The sequence below is a fragment of the Paenibacillus sp. GXUN7292 genome (assembly GCF_050864975.1).
In the GTDB taxonomy this organism is placed as follows: domain Bacteria; phylum Bacillota; class Bacilli; order Paenibacillales; family Paenibacillaceae; genus Pristimantibacillus.
Map to the genome: position 1 here is coordinate 1 of NZ_JBOZWO010000005.1, position 20,422 is coordinate 20,422.

Genomic DNA, 20,422 nt, shown 5'->3' on the forward strand with positions numbered 1-20,422 from the left:
CTTCTGAGAACTGTTAGTGCTTAACGGTTGTGAGGAGGTCGCAATTCATTGTGCAATCCCAAACTTGATCGTAGTAGCATCCTTTCGATTGCTTATTGCCCTATTAACAATTAATCGACACCCTCCTGGCGATCGTTAGCCTAATCCGCAATGAATCGCCAGCTTCCCTAGCTGGTCAGTCGTTCCGTTATTATGCCTTATATCGCAGTTTTGAGGCAGCAAAGTGACAGATGTTCCGTTATTGATACATAAATCGCAGAAAAAGCCCCATTTTATGCCGAATAGCGGAATGTGTGACCGCGTAAATAATAAAATGGTGGTTTTAAGGCAAATAGCGGAATGTGTGACCATATTGATTCATATTGATACCCTAAGGTAAGGCAACTGCATACTCCATAGCGCTTAGACGCTCCAATTTATAGCTTTATGAAACTAATGCGGCAAATAGACGTTTTATAGAGTAAGACAATTTTTCCAAATGAAAAATATATTGGAGGGAAGGGCTTATGGAACAAGTGGAATGCCCGTGGTGCGGTGAAGAAGTTGTCATTGTCAACGATATTTGCCCGAGTTGCAGACATGAAGTTCTGCTGGACAGAGACGGCCAGGTTTACTTTGTCAATGAAGATGAGCTGGAGCAAGACAGTTATGCGGAAAATCTTAGCCTGGAGAACATTCGCGAGCTGCTCCTGCTAAAATTTAAATGCAGCAAATGCGAGCATGAGGAAGCTGAAATTAGAGAGCTGGCGATGACGGGGACGGGGCTAAGCAAGCTTCTTAATGTGCAATATAATCATTATTTGTTTATTTCATGCTGCAATTGCGGTTATGTGGAAATTTATGATCCAAATGTATTAACAGGTAAAAATATAGGTACAGCAGGCACGCTGATCGATATTTTCTTCGGATAATCGTCATAAATCAAATAAAGGGAAAGGTTCTTGACAAAAGACCTTTCCCTTTTATTTTGGAGCCGCTTGTTTACCACTTCAAGTTTTTTCCCGAACATCAGCCCATTGCTTAGCAGTCTGCCAGGCGTTGTAATATATTTTCCGTTAGCGTACATGCCGGAGGATGCTCCGCCATCAAGGTTCATGCCGTCAACTGCGCCTAATGCGAGCATCACCTCGCCCCATTGCTTCATGGTGGCGCCGGCAATCGTTGCAATTACAACGGTGCTGTCTTTTTTAACAAAAATCCCGCTTCTGCTCGCTGCGGTTGTTAGTATTTTAGCTTCTGTAAATCCTTCCGCCTGCGCGTTCAAGGCAAGCTTGCCATCCTTTACTAATCTCAGTCAAGTGTTTAACGAACAAATTACTGAGCTGCTTTTTCTAAATAATGCTTCAAAAATTGCTTGGCCTTCTCAGGGTTTTTGGCATTTATGCGAATACCGACGTAAAAGTTTTGCCCTAGTACAGGGACATCATTGACGAATTCCGTTTGTCCAAGATCTACAGCGTAAATTCTTTCAGTCGGATCTTCTTGAATTGCAAATTTTTTGCTGTTTTGCTCTGTGAGAAGCGGGGCGAGCATCGGCTCTTCTCCAAGATCAAGAAAAGCTCCCTGCTGTCCAATCCAATGCAGCATCGCCTCATCCATCACATAAAGATCATCTATTTCAGTTGCCAAAATGACAGTAGCCTTTTGCAAATAAGCCATCTGGTTCATATCATCTTTAGGCACAAAAATAATGTTGGAATCAAAGCGCGACCAGTCCGGAAAAGCTTCAAGCAGCGCATCGTTGATGCGATCGAATTTATCATCATTTTCCTTCATGCCGAAGGTGCCCATAAACATAACGCTTACATCGACGGGCGGCAAGCTGGCCAGCCGTTTCTTTTCCTCCTGATGGTCAATAAAGCTTATAATGCCGTAAATGAGAAGAGCGACGGCGGCGATGGCGCCGATAGTATGATATTTGTAATAGCGCCAGAAGTGGTCGACTTTTTGCGCTTGTCCGGAAAGCTTCTTGTATTTGCCGTATTCCTGTTCATTGAAGGCTTCTGTAAACTTCTGGTCCTCATAAGCTAATATTTGTTTGTAGGCTGCAGTAACTTGTTCAAAGTCAAGCCCATTCTCCTGCGATGATGCCTCGTCAGGGGCTTCCAGCTTTTGGCGGGAGCGTTCTCGGCGCAGCAGCAGGGAATAGCGTTTTTCCACTTCTTCCTTGTCGGCAAATTCAGGCAATCCCAGTATTTCGTATTGTTTTTTTAAATCCTCCACCATGTCACCTCAATATTAGTATGAAAAAGCTGAATGTTTCGATGAAAAGTTTGTTAATAGATATATCATTTCAACCTGTAAAGCTCTCTATCTTCTAGTATACGGAAATTCGAGAGTAACGCAAATATAATGCCTGTTTTGGACGAGTGGACGTTTAAGAAGGGGTATGCTATAGTAGCGAAGGACAACTAAAGAAGAAATCCGATGCTTGCGCCAGCTGCGGCAGGCTCGGGAGAGGTTCGCGAACTCCCTCTATAAAAAACTAAAACTAAGCGATGGCCATAATTGGCATCGTCGTTTTGTGTTCGGCGTGTTTCAGTCTCAAGGGAGGCTGAAGCACGCCGTTCCTGTTTTTTAATATTTTAAAAGCGGGCAATGATTAAGCAGCTGCTTTTAAAATGCATGAAGAAGCGCCGGCGCAGGCCGTGAGAAACAGAGCATTCTTACGCCAGCCAGCTAAGCCACAGGTGTTTCTTCATGTCGGAAGTCAAGCGTAACTCTGCTTCTCCATAACAGAGAGGATGGTTATTACGTATGAACAAAGAAAAAGCAATAGTAGTATTTAGCGGCGGGCAGGACAGCACAACGTGCTTATTCTGGGCTCTAAAGCAGTTCGATGAGGTGGAGGCAGTTACGTTCAATTACGGGCAGCGCCATGCTCTGGAGCTCCAATGCGCCGCTGACATCGCCAAAGAGCTGGGCGTCAAGCACCATGTGCTTGATATGTCCTTGCTGAATCAATTGGCGCCAAATGCGCTTACCCGCACAGAAATCGCGATTGATGAAAAGGAAGGAGAGCTTCCGACTACATTTGTAGATGGCCGCAATCTTTTATTTTTTAGCTTCGCTGCTGTGCTGGCCAAGCAGACAGGAACCCGGCATATTGTCACCGGCGTTAGTGAAACAGATTTCAGCGGTTATCCGGATTGCCGCGATATATTTATAAAGTCGCTCAATGTGACGCTTAATTTGGCGATGGATTATTCCTTCGTGCTGGATACGCCGCTCATGTGGTTGAACAAAGCGGAGGTTTGGCAGCTAGCGGATGAGCTAGGCGCTTTTGAATTTGTAAGAAGCCGCACGCTTACATGCTATAACGGCGTAATCGCAGACGGCTGCGGGCAGTGCCCGGCATGCCAGCTGCGCAGCAATGGCTTGCGAAGCTATTTAGCCGTACGCAGCGCTGTGCCCGTCTCTGCAGGCAAGCGGGAGCCGTTCGAGCATAGGGAGGCGAGAAATTGATGCTGCAGCAAATCTATCCAGCGGCAGTACATCCCTATGAGTATGAGCTGAACAAAGATTTACAGTTTGCCGCAGCGCATTACGTCCCTTCGGAGGGGGCAGGAAAATGCCGGTATGTTCATGGACACACCTATTACGCCAATATCACAATAGCAGGAGATACGCTTGATGAATCAGGATTTCTCGTCAATTTTGCTCTCATTAAGCAGCTTATTCACGGAAGATTTGATCACACGCTGCTAAATGATGATACGAAGCTGTTCAGCAATAGCAATCCCGCACAGTTTCCAACAACCGAAGTAGTAGCGCGTATTATATATGAGCTTGTACAGGAGCATTTGAATGAGCGGCCAAACAAGCCGCAGTGTGTGCAGGTGTTTTTAAGAGAGACACCGACCAGCTATTGCATTTACCGCCCCAAGCGCAAGGAGGCTTCGACATGACTATTGCTGGCACTCGAGCCGCCAGCAGTGCGGCAAGAAAGATACCTGTAATGGAAATTTTCGGACCTACGGTTCAGGGGGAAGGCATGGTCGTTGGACGGAAGACGATGTTTGTCAGAACAGCCGGCTGCGACTATCAATGCTCGTGGTGCGATTCGGCGTTTACCTGGGACGGCAGCGGCAAGGGAGATATTCAGCTTATGACGGCTGAAGAAATTATCGGGCAGCTGGCCGTTACAGGCGGAAGCAGCTTTAACCATGTGACGCTGTCCGGAGGAAATCCTGCGCTGCTGCCGCAGCTGGGCGAGCTTATAGACGGGCTGCACGAGCGCGGTATTGCAGTGGCGCTGGAAACCCAAGGCAGCCGCTGGCAGCGCTGGTTTGAAGCGATAGACGAGCTTACGCTGTCGCCCAAGCCGCCCAGCTCGGGGATGGAGACAAACTGGGGCGTGCTGGACGATATTATTAGCAAACTGCAAGCTGGTCGGCGCAGCTTCTGCATAAAAGTAGTTGTATTTGATGAGCAGGACTTAATATTCGCCAAGCAGGTGCACAGCAAGTATGAGCATGTTCCGTTTTATCTTCAAGCTGGCAATGAGGAGCTGGCTGAGACTAACGAAGCTGTACTGCTGCCTTATTTGCTAGGCCGTTATGAATGGCTGATTGAACAAGTAATGCCGGATGAGGCGCTGCGCGATGTATACGTGCTGCCGCAGCTGCATACATGGATTTGGGGCAATAAAAAGGGCGTGTAGACGTCCAGTCGAATGAAAAAAATGAAAAGGCGGATGAACGACTATGGAAGGCAGAACTAAAGAAGAGCTGAGCGGTATTTCTTTGCTTGGCAGTCAAGGAACGACGTATACATTTGCGTATTCTCCGGAAATATTGGAATCATTTCCAAACAAGCATCCAAATCGGGATTATTTCGTAAAATTCAATTGTCCGGAATTTACAAGCCTATGTCCAATGACAGGCCAGCCTGATTTTGCGACAATATATATTTCCTATATTCCGGATCAGCTGATGGTGGAAAGCAAGGCGCTGAAGCTGTATTTGTTCAGCTTCCGCAATCATGGTGATTTTCACGAGGATTGCATGAACATTATTATGAACGATCTGATTAAACTGATGGAGCCGCGCTATATTGAAGTGTGGGGTAAATTTACGCCTCGTGGCGGCATTTCAATCGATCCTTACTGCAATTGGGGGCAGCCGGGGACAAAGTATGAGCAAATGGCGGAGCATCGTCTGATGAATCACGATATGTACCCGGAGAAAATTGATAATAGATAATTTGCAATAGATAATAGAGCGCAGAAAAAGCTTCGCTTAGGTTAATTATTGGGCAATAGAGCTGACACTACGACAAGTAGAAAAGGCTCTATTGTTTTTTAACGAAGCTGACGAGGGTGTCGATTGTGGGCAACGATTGGCATGCAAAAAGAAAGGGGAACGAAGAGCAAGATTGGGAATGGAGAAGCGGGAGCGTCCTTCTTTGTAGGCCAATTTTATCCTTGACAGGGGTTATTTCATCAAAAAATTGGACTACAACAGCGGTCGGAATCCCAAACTAACGAATTTCAGCAGCTTTATGTGTGAAGTATGGTGTAGTTCTATCAAAACGGATGCAGTAAATCAGGCTCTTGAGGAGTTGGCGGCTTCCCTGGCGGCTTCCTGGCGGTCAGACGTTCCGTTATTGCGGCCCAAATTGCAGTTTGGCGGGGGTAAAGTGACAGACGTTCCGCTATTGGTCAATAAATCGAAGAAAAAGTCCCATTGGGAAACGAATAGCGGAATGTGTGTCCGCGAAATTAAAAAAATGGCGGTTTTTAGGCAAATAGCGGAACGTGTGACCGAGAAAATTTAAAAAAATGGCGGTTTTAAGATAAATAACGAAACGAGTGACCATGTCGGATTATGGTAATAAGAAAGAGTGACAGAGGGCAAGCAGATTGGACTGGAGAAGCGGTATCGCCGCCCAAGCTTGAATCGCAATGCGATCCCTTATCGTTACTAGAGGAAATAAACGGTAGATCTTTGACTTTAATAGTGTTGACAACTCTATTAATCTATTGCTATAATTCTATCTACATAATTCCGATAGGAAAAATATGAATTGTACATACTTACTAGGAGGTCATTACATGACAAGACTGCAGTCCAACTACTTCAAATGGCTGGCGGCGCTGCTGCTGGCGTTCGCTTTGCTGACAGCGCAATCGACAGTTTATGGCGCATCCGCTACAGCTGAGCGTCCAATAGATGCTGAGGAGTACGGCGTATTTTTAAAGGACAAATACAATATTAGCCTAAACAGCTCAATTACGAAAGGCGATTTTATTAAAGCAGTTGCCAGTATACTAGATTATAAAGCAGAAGGAAAGGACCAGCCGTTCACGGATTTGAAGGCGGGAGACGCATTATTTCCAGCTGCTGCAGCCTTGTATGAAAAAGGCATTTTGAAAGGGCCAGCTATCCAAGGAGAGCGTGTGCTGACGAATTCGGTAGCTATTTCAATTGCGGTACGCGCAGCTGAGCTCCAGGAGCTTGCTCTTACTTATCCGGCAGACAAGGTGAATCATTCCTTGAAGGCGCTGAATATTACTAGCAGCGGACTTGGCACTCAGGTAGCGCAGGAATTGGCTGTCGCTGTAGATTCCGGACTTCTGCCGGAAGCAAGCTACGCAGGCTTCAAGCCTGGCGCGGCAGCTGACGTGAAGCTTGCTAACGTTTTGCTTGGCAAAGTACTGGAAGCAAAAGGCCTTTATAAAAACTATATCGGCTATGTGAGCGATGCGGATATTTTTGCAAAATTGAATACGGCATATGCTACTTCTGACATTATTAATGCGCCTGATTTGCAAAAGCTTGTTAACGAAGCGCTAGAGCAGGAGCTGGTAACCGGTTATAATTTGAAAGATTCGCGCTTTCATTCCAACTTCGTTGAATCGTTGACGATCCGATACGGCCATTCCGATTTCAAGCATGCGCTTCAGCTAATTGGCCTATTGCGCAGTGAAGGCTTGGATGCGAAGGTGCAGTTTGAGCCGAAAACATCAGCTTATATTCATTTGGCTGAGTGGGGCGATCCAGGTCCGAATGTTGTCCAAATTGAAAATGGCAATTTTATTGCTTATTCCAAAGAATATGATCTTGCATTTGAATTTTTCAGCACTAAGGATAAAGCAGCATTCCAAAACGTTATTTTAACGTATGCTAAGAAAAACGAAGCTGATCAATCGGGTCTTATTGCTGGCTCATGGTGGCAGCCGCTCTACTTCTCAGCAACTGAGCTGGCTGATTACAAAGTGATTACTAACAATTTGATTACAGATCCGGACAGCGTTTATGAAGTTCATCCATTCTCATTAAATGAAGATTCTGCGAAGGTGGTAGCGGGCTTCAAGGCTATTGATCCTAATGTTATTATTACGCCGTATCAATTCTGGGTAGATGCGCCATTCTTCAACTACTTGCACGGAGAGTCGCTATAATATTACGCCATGTAGAATTGCGCCATGAAGAGCTCTGTTCGCCGCTTATGCGGTGGACGGAGCTTTTTTGCTCCCTTACTATCTGGCAGTTGAAAAAGTATGCAATGTAGAATGGACAAGTGCTACATCCACGCTCGTGAAAGCTAAGTACATTTTGTGCATCTAGATTTTCATTTTTTGCCGAATAAACGATTCTAGATGTATTTCATGTATCTAGTTTTATTGAATCACCCTATATCCTGCGAATTCCGCTAAACTAAAGAAGTTTTTCCCCTTAGAATCACTAAAAGGCCAAATTTCTTCAAACTAAGTACAGGATATCAGGCTGTTGAAAAACTGTTTAGGAATGTAACGAATGCCAGAAACGCTATTATACTAAAAACGTTGTTGAAAAAAATCTAACGGAGATATCCTGCCTTATTGAGGTCAAAGGTGCCTAAAAACGTGGATTGTTCACACATAGAGCTACTTATCTTCGTTACAATTTAAAATGAGCTGTTTTCGTTGAAATAGCGCTTGTCAGCTTCATTAGAATTGTTTCTCAACTCGCAGGATAATCCATAAAAGGTCGAACTAGGCCGATCTGATCAACTTTATTAAGGGTTATCTGCTGAAATTACGCTGAGCTTGACAGCAGCTTGCTTATGCAAAATACTAGGCTCAGTGACAATATGAAAACGAGGGTTGCAGCGATATGAAAAATTTGCTTGTTACGGGCTATCGCGCTCATGAATTGAATATTTTCAGCCAGAAGCATAAAGGGGTCGCTTTTATTAAGCAGGCTGTCAAAAACAGGCTCGTTCCATTGCTTGAGGATGGGCTCGAGTGGGTGATTACACCCGGCCAATACGGAACGGATTTATGGGCGTGCGAGGCGGCGCTTGAGCTTAAAAGCAGCTTTCCGGAGCTGAAAGTATCGATAATAGCGGCATATAGCGACTATACGAAGGATTGGAAGGAGGAGAAGAAGGAATACGCCGATCAGATGATCAGGCAGGTTGATTATTATACAGCTTTGAGCAAGGAGCCGTACAGCGGTCCGTGGCAATTTGCCGCCCGCGACCAATTACTGCTAAGAAAAACTGACGGCTTGCTGCTGTTTTATGATGAGGAGCTGGGCGAGGCAAGCCCGAAATATTTAAAGGAAAAGGCGCTTAAAAAACAAAACGAAGAGGACTACCTTATTATTTCGATAAGTGCTGAGGAGATCCAAAGCATCGCCGATGAACAAAGCTTTCAGCTTCCAGATTAGCCTACTTGCATAAATGCTCGAGATCCGCATATAATAAGAACAGATGTTCTTATTTTTGCGTGTGAATAGCTTGCTTGCAAGCAGCTGTTCGCGCTTGGAGGGTCGGCAATGGCTGTAATAAATGAGAAAATTGTAACAAGGATAGGTGCGGCTAATTTGGCAGGTACAGCAGGCGGCAGCGGGCAACGCGAGAGCGGCAATAGCGACAATAGCGACAATAGCGGTAAGGCCGATACGCATCAAGGCGTTAAGCAAAGCAAGGACGGCAGTGAGCCCGCACAATTACAGAAGGGCGCAGGCTCGCCGCCTATTCAGACGGAGGCGGAGCTGCAGCTGGTAAAGCGGCATATTTTGCTTGGTATTATGATGCAAATTCTTAATCATGATATTCGCGTAATTGATTCAGCCGGCATGAAGCTGCCCCGTCTGTATGAATCGATGCTTCGCGCGGTTCAGGATCGCGTCCTGCTTGATCTTGCCCATACACGCCGATTGTTCCGAGAGCATGGCATCAAGGTATACGAGGAGAAGCGGCAGACCGACGGACTGCACGCCAAGTATGTATGCCGCGGTTACCACCATCATTTTTTTATGCTGTGGGGTTTTGTGAAAGCAGAATCTGAGCGGATGCTGAAGCAATATATTATTCTATCAACTTAATAAAGTTCATTGATTTGTCAAAAAGCTAAAAAACTTTCCTTCTTTGAATAGATTAAGGTTGAGAAAATCTGCTATTGTTAGGTATTATAAGAGGTAGACATTATGAACGCAAAGGGGAGCACGAAGCAATGCATAAGTGGATCATGTTTACTTTCTTTACTGCGGCAGCCTTGTTAGGTGTATATCTACTAGGTTTTGGTATGCCAGAGAAGCCGGTTGATGAATCAGCATCGTTACCGGAAGGAACAGTACTAATGAAGCTTGTAGCAAAAACAGACTTTACATTCGGTGAAGAAGTGTATACTGCAAAAGTGGGAGAAAAAGTTATTTTCAAGCTTGAAGACAAAATGAAGGTTCATGGTGTTGGAATCGATGAGTTGAATGTTGATCTTAATAAGGATAACCCTCAAGCCGAGATCGAGCTAACTGAACCAGGTGAATATGTAATCTACTGTAATATTCCATGCGGTCAAGGACACGTGACGATGAAATCCAAGCTTGTAGTAGAGGCTGCATAATAGAATGTAATGTATGGAAAGGAGCCGATCAGGCTCCTTTTTCCAAATTTCCTGCTGTTTTTACGCTATTGGCTGGCGCTATCCCGGCCTTCATATTGCTTACGCTGCCTGGCAATCATCCAGTCGGCTGCAAATCCAAGCAAAGCCCAGGTAATAATTGTAAGCACGTACATGAGCAGTACGCTGACTTCATGGACATCGACAAAAAAGTCGACAAACCAGGCGGGAATGCTAAGCATAAAGAAAAACATATTATGCGGATCATAGCCTGTATAATTAAATGCACAAATTGCAACTCCGATAAGGGTGGCAATTGCTGTTAATCTATAGCGCATAGTCTTATAGCTCCTTTACGAAAAGTTTGCCGTAATGCTGCTGCATAGGTTATTATGTGACAAAAGGCTAAAAGTCATGCTTAACTGCCGAAGTCTGTTTTCGGCTGAACTCAGTTTTATATTTGGGAGGATATTTTGATGCTAACTCATATTGTATTTTTTAAATTAAAGGATAACAGCCCTGAAAGTGTTGAGCGAACTGCGCAAGTGCTGCGCGATATGGAAGGTAAAATTGATCAACTGAAATATATTGAAGTGGGAATTGATGTGCTTCATTCTGATCGTTCTTATGATATTGCTCTTATTACAAAGTTTGATTCTATGGAGGCGCTTGACGCTTATCAGGTTCATCCGGTTCATCAAGCTGTAATCGAACATATGAAGCAAGTGCGTGAAGCATCAGCCAGCGTTGACTTTGTCAGCTGAGAGGAAGGATAAACGATATGTCAGACGGATCAGATATGCGGGACGTATATGAAATATTGACCTATTTATTGGTCATTATTCTCGGCAGTATTATTATGGTAGCTTGGCTAAAACGCAAAGCGAAGCGTAAGCAGAAATAATAAACAGAGCAGGAGCAGAGCTATGTATTATGTAAATGTTGAGCAAATAGCCGTTCGGCTGCAAGCGATCGACGAGATTACCAAAGCGCTGCAAGAGCTGTCTAAGCAATGGCAAGGCAGCTTGCTGCAAGGCTTGGCGCAGGAACGCGCACTTCATTTGGCTGTTGAGACGGTAACAGATGTAGGCAGTTATATTATTGATGGCTTTATTATGCGTGATGCAAGCAGCTATGAGGATATTATTGATATTACGGGCGAGGAAGGCGTATTTCCCGCCGATATGCAGCCAACGCTAATGGAGCTCGTTAAGCTGCGCAAGCCTCTTGTACAGCAATATTACGAGTGGCAGAGGGCGGAGCTGCATCCATTAACGACTGAGCTTGCAAGCCTGCTTCCAGCTTTTAAGGAAGCGGTTGAGCAGTATTTGAAACGCGAGCTGTAAACGAAGGAACCGGAAGCAGGCAAGGAAGGGGAGGTGAGGAAATGAACCGGAGCAAGGAAAAAGAACTCAAAAGTAAGGAAATATCGCGTAAGTCTGCAAAGGAAACCTCAACAACGCGTGAGCGTATTTTGCTGCAGCTTAAGAAGAAGGGTGCAATGAGCGCAAGCGAGCTGGCGCAAGCGATCGGTTTAACCGAAATGGCTATTCGCCGGCATATGTACGAGCTTGAGAAAGCGGGCAGCGTGCGTATTTTATCGATAAAACAGCCTATGGGCAGGCCTTATCATGCTTTTGAGCTGACTGAAGCTGCTGACGGTTTATTTCCAAAAAATTATGATGCACTGACGCTTGATTTGCTTGCAGAGCTGGCGGATAAACCGGAAACCAACGCTTTGATCGAGATTATGTTCAATGGACGGAAGCAAAAATTGCTGGATCGCTATGCGGCTCGCATGAATAATAAAAGCCTGCAGGATCGCGTTGCGGAGCTTGCCGATATTCAAAATCTTGGTGGGTATATGACGGAGGTTGAGCGAAAAGGCGATGACAGCTTCATCCTGCACGAATACAATTGCCCTATAGCGCAGGTAGCAGGCAAGTATGAGCAGGCCTGCCAATGTGAATTGGCTTTATTTCAAGAGCTGTTGAATGTTTCAGTAAAGCGTACGGAATGTTTGGCTAAAGGACAAAACCGTTGCAGCTATCATATTGGCTGAATCAACAAAATCATGCCTTGCGGCTGCTCCTTTGGGGCAGCTTTTTTTAATATAAGAAAGTATAAGTGACGAGTCGGATGCCATGCAGGCGAAGCTGAGCCGGTTTGCGTCAGCCCGTTGCCCAAGCCAGTTAGCGCAGGAAGCAATGCCAAGTGTGTCAAAACAAGCTGCTGCTGCTTATACTGATTGTAGATAAGTAGGCGTTAGTCTAGATTGGATCATGCACGACAAAGACTTGGCATGCGAAGGAAGTGAAGAAATGATTGGGCAATGGAGTATCGCTATTGCGGCTGGCGCATTTGTTGTGCTCGTTGCAGGTATATTACTTGCGCTTCACAAGGCGCTTGTTCATTGGGGACGTATGCAAATTACGATTGAAGAGCTGGGCAAGCAGGTGCAGGCTACACAGACTGAGTTAGGTCTTATTTTACAGCCCGCAGCCGATACCGTACAAGCGATTAATGATCAATTGCAAAGCAGCAGGAAGCTTTTTCAGGCAGCGGAGCAAGCAAGCGAGGCAGTCGATCAAGTATCCAAAGCAGCAGGTCATTTAACAAATTTGCTATCTGATGCAGCGGTCAGATACGTTGAGCAATCTTCGAAAAAGCAGCAGAAGCAGGTGGATGAGGCACTTCAGTGGGCCGAGATTGCTGTTATAGCATGGCAGCTTTGGCAGAAAGGAAGAAGCAGAGCGGTAAAGATGGAGCAAAGCGGGCAAGAGGAAGCGCTCGTTGAGGTTTAAAGTAGTGAACGAAGTGTGTAAAGTTTGTCGATTTTTGCTTCTGCATACTGTTAAATTGTTGAACGAAGCTTTGATTTACGATAAGATAAGGTTACGTTTTATGTATCCGTATCATATATTATAATATCCTTCAATACGTTTGAGAAAGCGGTGTGCATGTGCAACAGCCGATAGCAATATTAGACTCTGGCGTGGGCGGTCTTACAGTCGTGAAAGAAGTAATGCGCCAGCTGCCGCGTGAAAAAATTATTTATTTTGGTGATACAGCAAGAACGCCTTACGGGCCGCGAACGCCTGAAGAAGTAAGGCAGTTTACAAGAGAAATCGTTGATTATTTAATTCAATATCAGCCGAAGATGATCGTTATCGCATGTAATACAGCGACAGCAGTATCCTTGACGGATATACGCTCGCGAGTAGCAATTCCTGTCGTAGGCGTTATTAATCCTGGAGCCCGAGCCGCGATTGGCCGAACAAAAACAGGCTGCGTAGGCGTTATTGGAACAGAAGGCACGATCAAGAGCGGCGCCTATGAGGATGCTTTGCGCGAGCTGTCGCCGCATGTTCAGGTGGTGAGTGAAGCATGCCCGCAATTTGTCCCGCTAGTCGAGCGCGGCAATTTCCGTTCGGCAGAAACATATGAGGTCGTGCGCAGCTCAATCGAGCATATGAGAAGCTATCCGATTGACTGCCTTATTCTCGGTTGTACGCATTACCCATTTTTATCGGATACGATATCAGAGGTAATGGGTCAGAATGTTAATTTAATTAGCTCGGCCGAGGAGACGGCAAGAGAGGTTAGTACGATTTTGCAGGATAAGCGCAAGCTTGCCAAAACAGAAGCAGTTCCAGTCCATCACTTTTTTTGCAGCGGGGAGCCGCATATGTTCAAGCATATTGCACAGCAATGGCTTGACAAGCAGATTGAGCTCACTCCTGTCGTTTGGCAAGTGCCTAATATCAGTTAACGATGAACCAATAGCCGGAAGCTGTCCTAGAGAGTGTAAGCTCTCCAGAGACAGCCTTTTTATATGTGGTTGCAGGATGGAAGTTTCCTAAGAAGAGATTCTAAGACAGGCTGTTCTTCTCATACGATGGTAGGAGCGTAAGAGAGAGGAGAATTTGCGAATGTCTGAATGGAAGGAAAATGTGCTGTATTTGAATGACGACGTAGCCGCTCAGTGCAGCCAATTAGCTCAAGTGTATCCATTTACAGCTGTTCATGTTATTGGGCATAGTGTGATGGGAAAGCCGCTGATCGCTCTGCGCTGCGGCAATGGATCCAAGCTTATTCATATTAATGGCGCTTTTCACGGCAATGAATGGATAACATCTGCTTTGCTGATGCGATTTATGAACGAGCTGTGCGCCGCCTATGCTGGCGCCGGTTCAATGGAAGAGCGGCAAATAGAGAATTTATGCAATGAAGTTACAATATGGGCAGTGCCGATGGTCAATCCTGATGGCGCCGAGCTGGCGCAGTGTGGCGTTAATCCGCAGCATCCGCTCTATAATGAGCTGCTGCAATGGAATGAGGGCTCGCAAAATTTTGCAGGGTGGAAGGCTAATATTCGCGGTGTGGATCTGAACGATCAGTTTCCCGCATTTTGGCAGGAGGAATGCGAGCGCAGAGGGGTAACACAGCCCTCGCCTCAAGATTATCCTGGCCCGTACCCGCTTAGCGAGCCGGAAGCTGCCGCGATCGCGCTGCTGACAGACCGTATACCTTTTTATTCCGTTGCGGCTCTTCATACCCAAGGCAGAGAAATTTATTGGAATTACCGCGGCTTTGAGCCGCCTCAATCGGAAGCAATGGCACAGCGGCTAGGCGAGGCTAGCGGCTATGCCCCAATTAAGTTAAGCGGCAGCGATGCAGGTTATAAGGATTGGTTTATAAAAAAATACAGCAGGCCCGGCTTTACCGTCGAGGCGGGCTTTGGGCAAACCCCCCTTCCTCTTGATCAATTTGAGGATATTTATAGCGAGCTTAAGCCGCTGCTGCTGGAACTGATTCAGCTGTAAAAGGATTGCTGTTTTTGCGATTCAGCCAGTTAAAGGTTGGAATTAAAAGATAGATGTATGTTATACTTCCTTTAATTAAATGATAATAATACTTACATTGATTAAAGGACGGAGACGATATGCGCAAGCTGCTTTCATTGCGTCACTGGAAACAGACCTTTCTCCTTATTTTTCGTTTGCTGAAAAGTAAGGAAGTTTCTTTTTTGGACAAGCTATTGTTTATTGTGCCAGTGCTCGTGTACTGGATTTCTCCGGACTTTATGCCGTTTATACCGATTGATGATATTGCCGTAACGATGATTGTGGCGGAGTGGTTTGCTAGCAGGATGGGCAGGAAGTATAATATAAAGTAATTACATTCAATGTACTTGAGGAGCTGGACTAATCATGAAATGCAAAATTACACGCAATGCTGCTAAAATGCTAAAGCTTGAGCTCGATAAGCCTGAAAATGCCGGAAAGCTTCTTAGAGTATATGTGACTCATTCTCATGGTGATCATGCTCATTATGGAATGGGCGTCGATGAGCCTACGGACAAAGATGTAGTTGTATCGACTGACAAAGAGATCGATGTTATTTTGGAAAAGGATAACGAGCTGCTGGACGGCGTTCGAATTGATTATTTTTATGTGCCGGAGGAAGGCTTTGCTATCTCGAATCCATCTAAAGGAAATCATGGCGACCATTAAATTATGGATTAGTGTAAAGAGCGAAAAAGGTGATGAAGTATGTCTAAAAACGATATAAGAGTATGCGACAAATGCCAGCATATGCGTATGAAGTCTACTGTTGCCAAACTGCAAAAGCTGGTGCCTGATACAGAAGTTAGAATCGGCTGCAAATCGTATTGCGGACCTTGCAAGCGAACAGCGTTCGTATTTGTTAACGGACGATATATTAAGGGAACTTCCGAGGATGATGCCATTGAAAAGGCACTCGTTTATGTGAAATCATAACTATTATATACACAATTGGCCCAACAACGCTCGGAAGCTGTTGGGCTATTTTAGGTACAAGTTGCCGAAAGGAATGAATACAACTGAACGAGAAGCATGCGACCGCATATAAAAATCGGTATTTATTGTATTGGCTTGGCTTTATAGCAGCAATACTGGCCATACTGCTCTCAGAATTAATCTGGCTTCCTGCTCCGCTTGTACTGGGCAACGGCATGCACTGGATAGAAATCATTGACTGGCTGTATTACGGCTTGCTGCTTATTCCGCTGCTTTGGCTGGCAGGTGCATGGCAGGGCCTAAGACAGCTGCGCAGCCTGGGAGCTGCCAAGGGCGCAGCAGCTGCATCCCATACTCTAATATACATACTTATAATAGTACGATACTTGATTATGACGCTGAGCGTTACAGTTATTATTCTGCTTGCACTCCCAAGCAAGCCGTATAATTGGCTTATAATTGCAGCAATTCCATTAGTGCTGCTTGTCATATCGGACATTGTAATTGGAAGCGCAGGCACAGCAAGGCAGCTGTGGACAAGCATAGGCAAGCTGGCTGCCGTAGCGCTGTTGCTGTCCTTTATTATCGTGCCGACTCGATATGAAGTCACCTATCCCGGCATGACGCTGGATATGAACCGTTATGCAGCTATTGAAGGCGGAAGAGCGACCGGTGCCGTGGATGGCGTGCTCGTCTTTGACCGGCCTGCTGTGCTGGCCGATTGGCTGTTTGCGCGCTTGTTTCCGCAATATGAAATAAGCAAAATACCGGATAACGAGCCGCCACTCAGCGAGCAATTTGCACAGGTCATCGCTATGAAGCGTGATGCCAATCAGCTGGCCGCTGCAATAGCGCTGCAAAAAACCGGAAAAGGCGCAGGGGTAATAGCGGACGGTGTGCGAGTGGTAGGCATATTAAAGGACAGTCCGGCAGACGGTAAGCTGCAAGCAGGAGATATTATTGTTGCTATTAACGATCATGCAGTGCTTACTAGCGAAGCTATGCAGCAGTATATGAAAGAAAATGTTAAGCCGGGGGATACGATCCGAATTGAAGTTCGGCGCAGTACGGCCGGAGAAGCCGTTGCAATCAAGCTAATCGCGGCCGGTTCGCCGGATGACCAGAGCAGAGCGGTCGTTGGAGTTACGATTCAAACCGAGGTTAAGCTTGATGCACCAGTTCCGATTGCATACAATCAATACTTGGCGCATCTGGGCGGGCCGTCGCATGGCGCGATGCTGACGCTTGCTCTTATTGATCAGCTGACGCCAGGCGGCGTCCTGCATCAGATTCAAGTGGCGGGTACAGGCACGATAGAGCTTGACGGCAGTGTCGGTATGGTAGGCGGCATTCCTCAGAAGGCATACGCAGTAAGCCGTACCGGCGCAGAGGTGTTTTTTGTGCCTGTTGAAGGGGAGGCGGCTGCTCGCAAAGCGGCTCCGAAGCTCAATATTGTGCCGGTAGCAACGATAGATGACATACTGGCCTGGCTAGAGGCGAATCACAAATAAATATGCTTCGCCTCTAACTTGAAACTATTCAAAAAAGCTATCTGGCAGCGTTCAATGTTGAACTGCTGCGCAGATAGCTTTTTTTTAGCGAAGCCATTTATTCTTGCTTAACCTTTTACTTCCAGCGCGCCATTTTTCCTAAAGTTTTTAATTAAATTATGAATGACGGCATTGTCAGACATCATCAGCTCTTCATTAGCCTTTTCTGTAGCGGCAGCGCACTTGGCGCCGTCTACAGGCTCACCGGTTTCAAGGGAGTAGCAAGTGCCGCTGGTGTTGCTTGTCGGGATATAATAAAGCTCTTCGTTTGACCAAGTGCCATAGCGCTGCACGACGATATGATCTGAAAGAGGGTCTTTTAGCAATAGCGGCATGCCAAGCATGTAATAATCAGCTGTTGATATGCCAAGCAAATGTAAAATTGTTGGCGTTAGATCAGTTTGGCCGCCTGCCATTTTGTATTCTCCTGCATAAGCGCCATCAGGCAGATGAATAAGGAGAGGGACCTGTTTGTTAAAGCGTTTTTGCTCAAATTCTGTAAGCGGCTTGTCGAACAATTTGGCATAAAGCTCCCAATCCTTAATAGAATTATCATGATCTCCGTATAAAATGAGTATAGTATCATCCCACAGATTCTCCGCTTTAAGACGATCAACCAGCTCACCGACCGCAGCATCCAAATAGTGCACCGACTGCAAGTAGTTGCCTAGAATCGTATCGGTCAGCTCTCCTACGTCAAGCTTTTTCTCTGCGGCAGGCATAGAATAAGGATGATGGCTCGTCAACGTAATTAAAAATCCATAGAAAGGCTTTTTCTGATCGGAAAGAACGTCCATCGATTGACGGAAGAAGGATTTATCTCCGACAGCCCAGCCGACTGACTCGTCGGTTACGAAATGCTTCAGGTTATAGAACATATCATAGTTCATGCTCTTGTACATGGAATTGCGATTCCAGAAGCCTCCCTGATAGGCATGAAAAACACTGGCTGAGTAATTATGATCCTTTAAAATATTAGGCATGCAATCAAAGGTATGGCCTGAGTACTGAATGAATACAGAGCCATTCATAATCGGCTGCATCGAGCAATTGGCGGCAAAATCAGCATCAGAGGTTCTGCCGTTAGAAGTTTGATGATAGAAATTAGAGTAATAGGCACTTTCTTTCATTAGTTTGTTCAAATTTGGCGTAATTTCTTTGCCGCCAATGGATGTATTGAACATAAAGTCCTGGAGCGCCTCTACCTGCACCATAAGAACATTTTTTCCTTTATAAGCGCCGAAGGTTGGATCCTTCTCCAGATCCTTGCGCTCCTGTCCGCGCTGCTGCAGCCATAGCTGCGTCTCCGATTGCTGCTGAGCGGACACGGTTTCCGATTTGAACCAGTTCAGCTTGGCATAGCGAGACAGGTCATAGCTGTGAAAGCCTAGTCCACCTACCGCATTGTAGATGGAAAGGTTCCACCAGTTGCCAGCGAACAAGCTTTTCGAGGATTCCTTAGCGGCATTGACATTAGGAAAGTACAGCTGAGAGCCGACAGCAAGTACGCATGCGCCCAATACGACCCGGATGGCCATCGTACGCCATAAAGGAGCAGACTTGCGCGTCTCCTTGGCTGCGCGCAAATCTTTGCGCCCCTTCCAAAGCATATAAACAGCAAACGGAATAAGGATGACGAAATCGAAAAAAAGCAAGAAATCAGGCACATGTATAAGCGTGCTGATGCTTCCGCCCAACGATTCAACCTGGCCAGCCTGAAGCAGCACAGGCACCGTAATTAAATCCTGGAAATAACGGTAATAAACAACGTCTGCAAACAAAAGGAAGGATACAGCAAAGTTTAAAATAATAAGAGCCAGCAGTCTTCCCCTTGTCGGTAGCAGCAATGTCCAGAAGCCAAGCAGCATGATGGCGCCCAGTTCAATGGTTGCCATCGCAGCTGTCATATTCATATATTTGACGGATAATAAATGGTTGAAATAATAAAGCTTTAAAAGTAATGCGACTGCAAATAAAACAACATCTACTGCGAACAGCCGATCAAGCCAGCTAAGTGACCAGCTTGCTGCAGTACGCAAAAATTTACCCACTTGCATAATTAGGAGTGCCTCCTTAAAAAACGACAGAATTTATAATACTGCTGAATTAAGCTCTGGGCGGCAATGGCCCGAAAAATTGATAGAAATCGCATTGAATGCGTCCGTTGTACAGCTTGCGTTTTTTATCCGCATTTTTGCCGAAATACGTTTCGATCGTTTTAGACGGGCTAATGGCAAAATAGGACCAGGTCGGATAATAAAGCGCCGTACGTCCAAAATCACGCAGTGCGCGCTCGGCTTCGATATCATCGCCGAGTCTCTCGCCGTATGGCGGATTAGTAATGACAACGCCATACTCTCCTTGCAGCTTGGCTTTGGATACTGACGCAACCTGCAGCTTGATATCTTTGCCAAAGCCGGCTTTGCGCACAGCCGCTTCAGCAATTTCAATGGCTCCAGGGTCAATATCCGAGCCTGCAATTTGCAGTGGAATATCATCTTTGACGGAATCAAATGCTTCCTCTCTAGCTTCATCCCACAGCTTGTCAGACATCTGCGGCCAGTTCTCGCAATCAAACGAACGGCGCAATCCCGGTGCGATGTTCCAGCCAATCATGGCAGCCTCAATCAGAATAGTGCCAGATCCGCAGAACGGATCGTACAAGGGACGCTCAGGGCGCCAGCGGCTTAGCTGTATGAGTGAGGCAGCTAGCGTCTCGCGCAGCGGAGCTTCAGTAGAAAATTTGCGGTAGCCGCGCTTATGAAGCCCAAAACCGGACGTATCAATAGTTATTAACGCTTCATCATGCAATAATGTTACTTCAATGACGTAACGAGCTCCATCTTCCGGAAACCATTCCGTATGATAGTGCTCCTTCAGCTTCTCTACAATCGCTTTTTTGACGATGCTTTGGCATGCCGGTACGCTGGAAAGCTGAGATTTATGAGAGCGGCCATTGACGGGAAATTCACCATCCTCTGGAATCCAGGCCGGCCAATCCATCGCTTTTACAGCCTCAAACAGCTCTTCAAACGTAGTTGCAGGAAAGCTGCCCATATTAATAAGCACTCTTCCCGTACTGCGCAGCCACAAATTAGCCCGGGCAATATCGATTAGCCCGCCTGTGAAGTGCACTCTGCCGTTTTCTACACGCTGCTCTGCGTAGCCAAGCTCTTTTAATTCTCTTGCCACAACGGCTTCAAGTCCCATAGGGGCAGTGGCAATTAACTGCAATTGATTCATCGTACACACTCTTT

27 protein-coding genes and 1 riboswitch are annotated in these 20,422 nt (G+C 45.9%); of the genes, 21 read left to right on the forward strand and 6 right to left on the reverse strand.

Annotated features, from left to right (window positions below):
• Positions 1-506: 506 nt before the first annotated feature.
• Complete coding sequence (locus tag ACRRU2_RS06310; RefSeq protein WP_432500472.1) at positions 507-911, forward strand: zinc ribbon domain-containing protein; 405 nt, start codon at positions 507-509, stop codon at positions 909-911.
• Here ACRRU2_RS06310 and ACRRU2_RS06315 read toward each other — a convergent pair.
• Together ACRRU2_RS06315 and ACRRU2_RS06320 are read right to left on the reverse strand one after the other, a co-directional pair.
• A complete protein-coding gene (locus tag ACRRU2_RS06315; protein WP_432500553.1) occupies positions 839-1,294 on the reverse strand; it encodes a phosphodiester glycosidase family protein in 456 nt (151 codons plus the stop codon). The genes ACRRU2_RS06310 and ACRRU2_RS06315 overlap by 73 nt on opposite strands.
• Positions 1,295-1,314: 20 nt before the next feature.
• A complete protein-coding gene (locus ACRRU2_RS06320) occupies positions 1,315-2,226 on the reverse strand; it encodes a J domain-containing protein (protein WP_432500473.1) in 912 nt (303 codons plus the stop codon).
• Positions 2,227-2,451: 225 nt separating this feature from the next.
• Positions 2,452-2,495, forward strand: a riboswitch (PreQ1 riboswitch).
• Positions 2,496-2,757: 262 nt separating this feature from the next.
• On the opposite strand from ACRRU2_RS06320, the gene queC reads away from it, so the two are divergent.
• From queC to ACRRU2_RS06365, 9 genes are all read left to right on the forward strand, one after another.
• A complete protein-coding gene (gene queC, locus ACRRU2_RS06325; protein WP_331701634.1) occupies positions 2,758-3,465 on the forward strand; it encodes a 7-cyano-7-deazaguanine synthase QueC in 708 nt (235 codons plus the stop codon).
• A complete protein-coding gene (locus tag ACRRU2_RS06330; protein ID WP_432500554.1) occupies positions 3,465-3,908 on the forward strand; it encodes a 6-pyruvoyl trahydropterin synthase family protein in 444 nt (147 codons plus the stop codon). The genes queC and ACRRU2_RS06330 overlap by 1 nt, the downstream gene beginning before the upstream one ends.
• The gene (queE, locus tag ACRRU2_RS06335) at positions 3,905-4,663 is read left to right on the forward strand and encodes a 7-carboxy-7-deazaguanine synthase QueE (protein ID WP_331701633.1); all 759 of its coding nucleotides are present in this window, start codon (positions 3,905-3,907) and stop codon (positions 4,661-4,663) included. Before ACRRU2_RS06330 ends, queE begins: the two co-directional genes overlap by 4 nt.
• A gap of 43 nt (positions 4,664-4,706) precedes the next feature.
• Entirely contained in the window at positions 4,707-5,204 is a 498-nt protein-coding gene (queF, locus tag ACRRU2_RS06340; protein ID WP_331701632.1) for a preQ(1) synthase, read from the forward strand.
• A 298-nt stretch (positions 5,205-5,502) separates the two neighbouring features.
• Positions 5,503-5,778 carry a hypothetical protein gene (locus ACRRU2_RS06345; RefSeq protein ID WP_432500474.1) on the forward strand — a complete coding sequence of 92 codons (276 nt, stop codon included), beginning with the start codon at positions 5,503-5,505 and terminating at the stop codon, positions 5,776-5,778.
• A 277-nt stretch (positions 5,779-6,055) separates the two neighbouring features.
• Positions 6,056-7,405 (forward strand): hypothetical protein, encoded by a 1,350-nt coding sequence (locus ACRRU2_RS06350; RefSeq protein ID WP_331701631.1) that lies wholly within the window; start codon positions 6,056-6,058, stop codon positions 7,403-7,405.
• A 694-nt stretch (positions 7,406-8,099) separates the two neighbouring features.
• Entirely contained in the window at positions 8,100-8,657 is a 558-nt protein-coding gene (locus ACRRU2_RS06355; RefSeq protein WP_331701629.1) for a DUF1273 domain-containing protein, read from the forward strand.
• A 108-nt stretch (positions 8,658-8,765) separates the two neighbouring features.
• Entirely contained in the window at positions 8,766-9,317 is a 552-nt protein-coding gene (locus ACRRU2_RS06360) for a hypothetical protein (protein ID WP_432500475.1), read from the forward strand.
• A 128-nt stretch (positions 9,318-9,445) separates the two neighbouring features.
• Positions 9,446-9,835, forward strand: a complete 390-nt coding sequence (locus ACRRU2_RS06365; RefSeq protein WP_331701627.1) for a cytochrome C oxidase subunit II — start codon at positions 9,446-9,448, stop codon at positions 9,833-9,835.
• A gap of 65 nt (positions 9,836-9,900) precedes the next feature.
• Here the strand turns inward: ACRRU2_RS06365 and ACRRU2_RS06370 are convergent, their stop codons facing one another.
• Complete coding sequence (locus ACRRU2_RS06370) at positions 9,901-10,170, reverse strand: hypothetical protein (RefSeq protein WP_331701626.1); 270 nt, start codon at positions 10,168-10,170, stop codon at positions 9,901-9,903.
• Positions 10,171-10,308: 138 nt separating this feature from the next.
• Here ACRRU2_RS06370 and ACRRU2_RS06375 point away from each other — a divergent pair, with 138 nt between their 5' ends.
• The 4 genes from ACRRU2_RS06375 to ACRRU2_RS06390 are packed head-to-tail and all read left to right on the forward strand — an operon-like array spanning position 10,309 to position 11,894.
• Positions 10,309-10,596, forward strand: a complete 288-nt coding sequence (locus ACRRU2_RS06375; RefSeq protein WP_331701625.1) for a Dabb family protein — start codon at positions 10,309-10,311, stop codon at positions 10,594-10,596.
• A gap of 17 nt (positions 10,597-10,613) precedes the next feature.
• Positions 10,614-10,736, forward strand: coding sequence for a hypothetical protein (locus ACRRU2_RS06380; RefSeq protein ID WP_331701624.1), 123 nt, complete (start codon positions 10,614-10,616; stop codon positions 10,734-10,736).
• Between the two features lie 22 nt (positions 10,737-10,758).
• On the forward strand, positions 10,759-11,178 hold the full coding sequence (locus ACRRU2_RS06385) for a DUF86 domain-containing protein (protein ID WP_432500476.1): 420 nt from the start codon (positions 10,759-10,761) through the stop codon (positions 11,176-11,178).
• A 41-nt stretch (positions 11,179-11,219) separates the two neighbouring features.
• Positions 11,220-11,894 carry a helix-turn-helix transcriptional regulator gene (locus tag ACRRU2_RS06390; protein ID WP_331701622.1) on the forward strand — a complete coding sequence of 225 codons (675 nt, stop codon included), beginning with the start codon at positions 11,220-11,222 and terminating at the stop codon, positions 11,892-11,894.
• Here ACRRU2_RS06390 and ACRRU2_RS06395 read toward each other — a convergent pair.
• Positions 11,882-12,055 carry a hypothetical protein gene (locus ACRRU2_RS06395; RefSeq protein ID WP_432500477.1) on the reverse strand — a complete coding sequence of 58 codons (174 nt, stop codon included), beginning with the start codon at positions 12,053-12,055 and terminating at the stop codon, positions 11,882-11,884. The two genes, ACRRU2_RS06390 and ACRRU2_RS06395, sit on opposite strands and share 13 nt — an antisense overlap.
• A 98-nt stretch (positions 12,056-12,153) precedes the next feature.
• On the opposite strand from ACRRU2_RS06395, the gene ACRRU2_RS06400 reads away from it, so the two are divergent.
• The 7 genes from ACRRU2_RS06400 (at position 12,154) to ACRRU2_RS06430 (ending at position 17,126) form a co-directional block, all read left to right on the forward strand.
• Positions 12,154-12,636 carry a DUF948 domain-containing protein gene (locus ACRRU2_RS06400; RefSeq protein ID WP_432500478.1) on the forward strand — a complete coding sequence of 161 codons (483 nt, stop codon included), beginning with the start codon at positions 12,154-12,156 and terminating at the stop codon, positions 12,634-12,636.
• 158 nt (positions 12,637-12,794) lie between these two features.
• On the forward strand, positions 12,795-13,604 hold the full coding sequence (gene racE / locus ACRRU2_RS06405) for a glutamate racemase (RefSeq protein ID WP_331701619.1): 810 nt from the start codon (positions 12,795-12,797) through the stop codon (positions 13,602-13,604).
• A gap of 160 nt (positions 13,605-13,764) precedes the next feature.
• Positions 13,765-14,658, forward strand: a complete 894-nt coding sequence (locus tag ACRRU2_RS06410; RefSeq protein WP_331701618.1) for a M14 family metallopeptidase — start codon at positions 13,765-13,767, stop codon at positions 14,656-14,658.
• A gap of 119 nt (positions 14,659-14,777) precedes the next feature.
• Entirely contained in the window at positions 14,778-15,011 is a 234-nt protein-coding gene (locus tag ACRRU2_RS06415) for a hypothetical protein (protein WP_432500479.1), read from the forward strand.
• 34 nt (positions 15,012-15,045) lie between these two features.
• The gene (locus ACRRU2_RS06420; protein ID WP_331701616.1) at positions 15,046-15,348 is read left to right on the forward strand and encodes an iron-sulfur cluster assembly accessory protein; all 303 of its coding nucleotides are present in this window, start codon (positions 15,046-15,048) and stop codon (positions 15,346-15,348) included.
• A gap of 39 nt (positions 15,349-15,387) precedes the next feature.
• A complete protein-coding gene (locus ACRRU2_RS06425; RefSeq protein ID WP_331701615.1) occupies positions 15,388-15,615 on the forward strand; it encodes a DUF1450 domain-containing protein in 228 nt (75 codons plus the stop codon).
• Between the two features lie 125 nt (positions 15,616-15,740).
• Positions 15,741-17,126 carry a PDZ domain-containing protein gene (locus ACRRU2_RS06430; RefSeq protein ID WP_432500480.1) on the forward strand — a complete coding sequence of 462 codons (1,386 nt, stop codon included), beginning with the start codon at positions 15,741-15,743 and terminating at the stop codon, positions 17,124-17,126.
• 107 nt (positions 17,127-17,233) lie between these two features.
• On the opposite strand, the gene ACRRU2_RS06435 is transcribed toward ACRRU2_RS06430, so the two are convergent.
• Positions 17,234-19,222 carry an LTA synthase family protein gene (locus tag ACRRU2_RS06435; protein ID WP_432500481.1) on the reverse strand — a complete coding sequence of 663 codons (1,989 nt, stop codon included), beginning with the start codon at positions 19,220-19,222 and terminating at the stop codon, positions 17,234-17,236.
• Positions 19,223-19,271: 49 nt separating this feature from the next.
• The gene (locus ACRRU2_RS06440) at positions 19,272-20,408 is read right to left on the reverse strand and encodes a THUMP domain-containing class I SAM-dependent RNA methyltransferase (protein WP_432500482.1); all 1,137 of its coding nucleotides are present in this window, start codon (positions 20,406-20,408) and stop codon (positions 19,272-19,274) included.
• Positions 20,409-20,422: the final 14 nt, after the last annotated feature.

Coding starts and splice junctions, on each gene's coding strand:
- ACRRU2_RS06310 (WP_432500472.1), top strand. CDS start 507: ATGGAACAAGTGGAATGCCCGTGGTGCGGTGAAGAAGTTGTCATTGTC.
- ACRRU2_RS06320 (WP_432500473.1), bottom strand. CDS start 2,226: ATGGTGGAGGATTTAAAAAAACAATACGAAATACTGGGATTGCCTGAA.
- queC (WP_331701634.1), top strand. CDS start 2,758: ATGAACAAAGAAAAAGCAATAGTAGTATTTAGCGGCGGGCAGGACAGC.
- ACRRU2_RS06330 (WP_432500554.1), top strand. CDS start 3,465: ATGCTGCAGCAAATCTATCCAGCGGCAGTACATCCCTATGAGTATGAG.
- queE (WP_331701633.1), top strand. CDS start 3,905: ATGACTATTGCTGGCACTCGAGCCGCCAGCAGTGCGGCAAGAAAGATA.
- queF (WP_331701632.1), top strand. CDS start 4,707: ATGGAAGGCAGAACTAAAGAAGAGCTGAGCGGTATTTCTTTGCTTGGC.
- ACRRU2_RS06345 (WP_432500474.1), top strand. CDS start 5,503: ATGTGTGAAGTATGGTGTAGTTCTATCAAAACGGATGCAGTAAATCAG.
- ACRRU2_RS06350 (WP_331701631.1), top strand. CDS start 6,056: ATGACAAGACTGCAGTCCAACTACTTCAAATGGCTGGCGGCGCTGCTG.
- ACRRU2_RS06355 (WP_331701629.1), top strand. CDS start 8,100: ATGAAAAATTTGCTTGTTACGGGCTATCGCGCTCATGAATTGAATATT.
- ACRRU2_RS06360 (WP_432500475.1), top strand. CDS start 8,766: ATGGCTGTAATAAATGAGAAAATTGTAACAAGGATAGGTGCGGCTAAT.
- ACRRU2_RS06365 (WP_331701627.1), top strand. CDS start 9,446: ATGCATAAGTGGATCATGTTTACTTTCTTTACTGCGGCAGCCTTGTTA.
- ACRRU2_RS06370 (WP_331701626.1), bottom strand. CDS start 10,170: ATGCGCTATAGATTAACAGCAATTGCCACCCTTATCGGAGTTGCAATT.
- ACRRU2_RS06375 (WP_331701625.1), top strand. CDS start 10,309: ATGCTAACTCATATTGTATTTTTTAAATTAAAGGATAACAGCCCTGAA.
- ACRRU2_RS06380 (WP_331701624.1), top strand. CDS start 10,614: ATGTCAGACGGATCAGATATGCGGGACGTATATGAAATATTGACCTAT.
- ACRRU2_RS06385 (WP_432500476.1), top strand. CDS start 10,759: ATGTATTATGTAAATGTTGAGCAAATAGCCGTTCGGCTGCAAGCGATC.
- ACRRU2_RS06390 (WP_331701622.1), top strand. CDS start 11,220: ATGAACCGGAGCAAGGAAAAAGAACTCAAAAGTAAGGAAATATCGCGT.
- ACRRU2_RS06400 (WP_432500478.1), top strand. CDS start 12,154: ATGATTGGGCAATGGAGTATCGCTATTGCGGCTGGCGCATTTGTTGTG.
- ACRRU2_RS06410 (WP_331701618.1), top strand. CDS start 13,765: ATGTCTGAATGGAAGGAAAATGTGCTGTATTTGAATGACGACGTAGCC.
- ACRRU2_RS06415 (WP_432500479.1), top strand. CDS start 14,778: ATGCGCAAGCTGCTTTCATTGCGTCACTGGAAACAGACCTTTCTCCTT.
- ACRRU2_RS06420 (WP_331701616.1), top strand. CDS start 15,046: ATGAAATGCAAAATTACACGCAATGCTGCTAAAATGCTAAAGCTTGAG.
- ACRRU2_RS06425 (WP_331701615.1), top strand. CDS start 15,388: ATGTCTAAAAACGATATAAGAGTATGCGACAAATGCCAGCATATGCGT.
- ACRRU2_RS06435 (WP_432500481.1), bottom strand. CDS start 19,222: ATGCAAGTGGGTAAATTTTTGCGTACTGCAGCAAGCTGGTCACTTAGC.
- ACRRU2_RS06440 (WP_432500482.1), bottom strand. CDS start 20,408: ATGAATCAATTGCAGTTAATTGCCACTGCCCCTATGGGACTTGAAGCC.